Below are 4,209 nucleotides of genomic sequence, written 5' to 3'. Positions count from 1 at the left end.
CCTGCCGATTCATGTGACAACGACCACAACGGATGGTATGAATAGGTATATGCCTAATCGAAATATGCGACTGGGCATCAGCTCGTAGATCCGAATGGAGAGCTCATGGTCATCCAGGCCGAGGCCACCACCCCGAGCGCGATCCTCGATCGCGCGTCCCTGCTGCTCGACGCCTTCGACGGCCCGGGCAGGCTCACGCTCGCCCAGATCGTCCGGCGCACCGGTCTACCCCGGTCCTCGGCGCATCGCATGCTCGATCGGCTGGTGCAGTTGCGCTGGCTACGTCGCGAGGGGCGCGACTACGAACTCGGCATCCGGCTGATGGAGCTCGGCTCACTGGCGGTGCACCAGGACCGGCTGCACCGCGCGGCGATGCCGTTCCTGCACGAGCTGCACCGGGTCACCGGGTTCGTGGTGCATCTGGCCGTGCTGGACGGTCCCGACGTCGTGTACCTCGACAAGGTCGGCGGCGAGCTGTCGGCGGTGGTGCCCACCCGCGTCGGCGGCAGGCGGCCCGCTGCCTGTACCGCGGTCGGCAAGGCGATCCTGGCCTACTCCGACGAGCGCCGCATCGCCGATGCCCTCGCGGGTCAGGCCGGCGCACGCACCCGCTACTCGATCACCACCAAGGCCCAGCTCGACACCGAACTGGACAAGGTGCGCGCGCACGGGATCGCCGTCGAGCGCGAGGAGTCGCTGCCCGGCTTCGGCTGTATCGCGGCGCCCATCGGCGATCTCGGCGAGGCCGCCGTGGCGGCGGTGTCGGTGTGTGGACCGGTGGATCGGATGCTGTTCGATCACCGTCTCAGCGCGCCGGTGCGCACGACCGCGCTCAATATCTGGCGCCACGTCGACGACGGCCGGGTCCGGGTGCATCCGACGTTGCAGCAGCATCCTCGTCCGCTGGGCGTGAGCCGTTCGTACGCCGACCACCGCGGGCCGCGTACGGCGTGATGCCCCGTCGCGCCGTACGCCGCCGGCCCGAACGCGGGCGGCGCACGGCGCGACCCGGTTGTGCGCAGCAGCGGGTCAGATCCGTTCGCGGACGATCACTTCCGTCAGAGCGGGCGGTTCACGCAAAAACTGTGGCAGATCCGGTCGCGGATGATCATGTCCGGGCATTCGGGGTCGAACCAGCGGTCGACGTGCGCCCAGTGGACCGGATGCATCAGATAGGGGCCTGCGAGAGCGTCGAGGTCGGCGAACTCCTGCTCCCAGACATGGGTCCACGCCGCGAGTCCGGTGCCACGGGTGACCCGGCTCAACTGCCAGGATCGGATGCCCGGCAGGTAGCGGGGCATCCGCAGCAGGTCTGCCTCGAAGCGTTCGACCGTCGCGCGCGGGGTGTGCTGCTCGACTCGCAGCAGCAGTACCCGGTATACCGACCCGGTGGCGTCCGGCTCGGCGATACCCGCTGTGCCGCCGTGATATTCGGCGCCGTCGACGTGGGCGACCGGACTCTCGCTCAGTAGGGTATCCACCTCGGTGGTGGTCCCCGTCCAGTCCGCGGACTCGTCGAAGCGCAGGTGCACCAGGACATCACCACCGTTGCGCACGCCCGGCAATGTGGGCTCGACCAGCACGCGGCGTGCGGCCGGGGCGGCGATTTCGCGCACCCTGGTCATCAGCCGGTCACGCACCACGGCCTCGGTGCCGGGCGAAAGATGCACCAGCCGAGTCACTTCAAACATTGCCGAGCCTGTCGATGTCGGTGGCGAGCGCGCCGGTCGAGCGGGTCCGTTCGACGATCAGCTCCCGCGCCGAGGCCCACCACTGCCGCACCGACTCATCCGAACGTCCCTGCCAGGTCATCTCCCACCAGCCCTGTGCGCCGTCGAGCACCCAGCTCGCGATGATCGTGTTCGACTCGTCCGGGAACCACACGGGCGGACTCACCACGATCCGCTCCAGCGTCATGCCGCGTCGGCGCGCGCCCGGGGCGTAGTCGCGCAGATAGGCGTCGACGAATTCCCTGGCCCGTCCTGGCTTGGTCACTACGGTGTCGATCACGTAGACCTTCGTGGCTTCCATGCACCGACCGTAGGCAGCCGCCGAAGGGCATCGACCTGGTGTTTCCGCCCAGTGGGAGAACGCGGTACGGATCGCGCGGCACCGACCCTACGGTGAGGCCGACGACGTCCGATTCCGTCGCCGAAATTCAGGAGGACCAGTGACTGTGCGAACGTTCCCGACCACCGGGCCCGGTGCGGTTCCCGATCCGGAAGTCGCGGCCGTGCTCGCCACGCTCGACGCCGGATTCCCCGATGTCGCCACGATGGCCGCGAGCGAGGCGCGTGCCGCGATCCGCGCCAGACGCGCTCCGCTGCAACGACTTCCCGATATGGCGCTGGCGCGCGACCTCACGATCGACGGACCCGGCGGCCCGCTACCGCTGCGGGTGTTCCGGCCGCATCACGACGGCGAACCGCTGCCGGTGATCGTGTTCGCGCACGGCGGCGGCTTCGTGTTCTGCGACCTCGACAGTCACGACGAGTTCTGCCGCTCGATGGCCGCGGGTGTCGGTGCGGTGGTGGTCTCGGTCGACTATCGGCTCGCGCCCGAGCACGCGGGCCCCGCGGCCCATGACGACATGTTCGCGGCGCTGCGGTGGACCGCCGCCAACGCCGGCGACCATGGTGGCGACCCGTCGAGGATCGCGGTGGCCGGCGACAGCGCGGGCGGCAATCTCGCCGCCACCGTGGCCATCGCGGCCAGGGACGCGGACGGGCCACAGATCGCGGCCCAGATCCTGATCTATCCGGTGATCGACGACGATTTCGAGACCGAGTCCTACCGGCGATTCGGCACGGGCCACTACAACACGACCAGCGCCATGCGGTGGTACTGGGCGAACTACGCACCGCACGGCACCGACGACGTGCGTCTCGTGCCGACCAGGGCGGACTCGCTGGCCGGTCTACCGCCCGCGGTGGTGGTCACCGCCGAACTGGACCCGCCGTGTTCGGCCGGGGACGCCTACGCCCAGCGCCTGGCAGCCGACGGTGTCGCGGTCCGCTATCGCCGCTACACCGGGCTCTTCCACGGATTCCTCAGCATCCCGTCCCTCGCCGCCACCGTCGCCGCGCGCACCGAGATCTGGGCTATGGTGCGCGAGACGCTCGACCTCCCTCGGGACCCGAGGTGATCGGTACCGGTAGCGCCCCACCCGAGACCCTTCCGGCCCGAGTTCCGAGTAGGGGGTTCAGGTTCAGACCGCGGTGAAGTACTCGATCTTCGGCGCAGCCGCCAGCAAGGGAGCCATCAACTTGCCTGCCGCGCGGAAGTGCTCCGACCGGCCGTGGGCTTCGACGGCGGCGTCGTCGGAGTACAGCTCGAAGAACCGGTAGTGATCGGCGTCGGTCCGCGAACGCACCAGCTGGTAGGTCAGATTGCCCGGCTCGTTGGCCTTGATCTGTTCGACGAGATCGGCAACGACGGCTTCGAACTCCGCACCCGCACCGGCTTTGACGGTCACCTCGGCGATGACTGCGATCATGATTTCTCTCCTTTTTCCGTGCGACAGTACCCGCGATCGGAGAGACACGGCCTAGTCCGCCGGGTCGTGCTGCTCGAGCTCTTCTTCGCGCACCCGCTGCTCGATCTCGCGCCAGCGACCCGGCGTCGGGTGGGGGTAGTCGGTGCGGTCGTCGTGTTCGGCGCCCGCCAAGACGGTGGCCGCGTTGTCGATGTCATCGATCAGCTGCTGCGCGAGGTCGCGTTCGGTCGCGTAGTGGCGCTGCGCCCATTGCAGCACGAGCTGCGAATAGGCCCAGCCCGGTTCGGATTTCGCGGCTTCGGCATCGATCGCGGCGCGTTGGGCGAGTTTGTCGACGTCGGCGATGTGGTCGTGCAGGATCTGCTTGAGCCGATCCGGGGACCCGAGATGGCCGAACATCACGCGCAACAGCACATGGTGTTTGAGCACCGACGGGTCGACCGGCGCCTTGTTCCACCACGTGGTCACCGCGGCCCGGCCCTCCGCGGTGATCTGGTACAGCCGTCTGGCGCGCATGGTGTTGTCGGGATCGAGTCGCGAACTCGCGAAGCCGTGCTGTTCGAGCTTCTTCAGCTCGGCGTAGATCTGGCTGTAGGACGGGGTCCAGTAGACGTAGCGCAGACTCCAGTCCGCCCATTTCTTCAGGTCGTAGCCGGAGATCTCCTCCTCGTACGAGAGCATGGCGAGCACCGCCCAGCTGGTCGGCGGCAGAT

The 4,209-nt window shown here is 68.5% G+C and carries 6 protein-coding genes; 2 read left to right on the top strand and 4 right to left on the bottom strand.

Annotation, left to right across the window (positions count from 1 at the left end):
* Window positions 1–105 precede the first annotated feature (105 nt).
* Entirely contained in the window at window positions 106–954 is an 849-nt protein-coding gene (locus ACFWF3_RS26450) for an IclR family transcriptional regulator (protein ID WP_378627732.1), read from the top strand.
* Window positions 955–1,058: 104 nt separating this feature from the next.
* Here ACFWF3_RS26450 and ACFWF3_RS26445 read toward each other — a convergent pair whose 3' ends face one another.
* Both ACFWF3_RS26445 and ACFWF3_RS26440 read right to left on the bottom strand, forming a co-directional pair.
* Window positions 1,059–1,691, bottom strand: coding sequence for a Dabb family protein (locus ACFWF3_RS26445; protein WP_379316033.1), 633 nt, complete (start codon window positions 1,689–1,691; stop codon window positions 1,059–1,061).
* On the bottom strand, window positions 1,684–2,031 hold the full coding sequence (locus ACFWF3_RS26440; protein WP_378987678.1) for a hypothetical protein: 348 nt from the start codon (window positions 2,029–2,031) through the stop codon (window positions 1,684–1,686). The genes ACFWF3_RS26445 and ACFWF3_RS26440 overlap by 8 nt, the downstream gene beginning before the upstream one ends.
* A gap of 139 nt (window positions 2,032–2,170) precedes the next feature.
* On the opposite strand from ACFWF3_RS26440, the gene ACFWF3_RS26435 reads away from it, so the two are divergent.
* Window positions 2,171–3,145 carry an alpha/beta hydrolase gene (locus tag ACFWF3_RS26435; RefSeq protein WP_379316031.1) on the top strand — a complete coding sequence of 325 codons (975 nt, stop codon included), beginning with the start codon at window positions 2,171–2,173 and terminating at the stop codon, window positions 3,143–3,145.
* Between the two features lie 63 nt (window positions 3,146–3,208).
* On the opposite strand, the gene ACFWF3_RS26430 is transcribed toward ACFWF3_RS26435, so the two are convergent.
* A complete protein-coding gene (locus ACFWF3_RS26430; protein WP_378987684.1) occupies window positions 3,209–3,496 on the bottom strand; it encodes a putative quinol monooxygenase in 288 nt (95 codons plus the stop codon).
* 51 nt (window positions 3,497–3,547) lie between these two features.
* Window positions 3,548–4,207 carry a PadR family transcriptional regulator gene (locus ACFWF3_RS26425; protein WP_379316029.1) on the bottom strand — a complete coding sequence of 220 codons (660 nt, stop codon included), beginning with the start codon at window positions 4,205–4,207 and terminating at the stop codon, window positions 3,548–3,550.
* Window positions 4,208–4,209 lie beyond the last annotated feature (2 nt).

This window comes from Nocardia sp. NPDC060220 (assembly GCF_042727815.1).
Lineage (GTDB): Bacteria > Actinomycetota > Actinomycetes > Mycobacteriales > Mycobacteriaceae > Nocardia.
The sequence above is the reverse complement of the archived record's forward strand: the minus strand, read 5'-3'. Positions and strand labels throughout refer to the sequence as shown.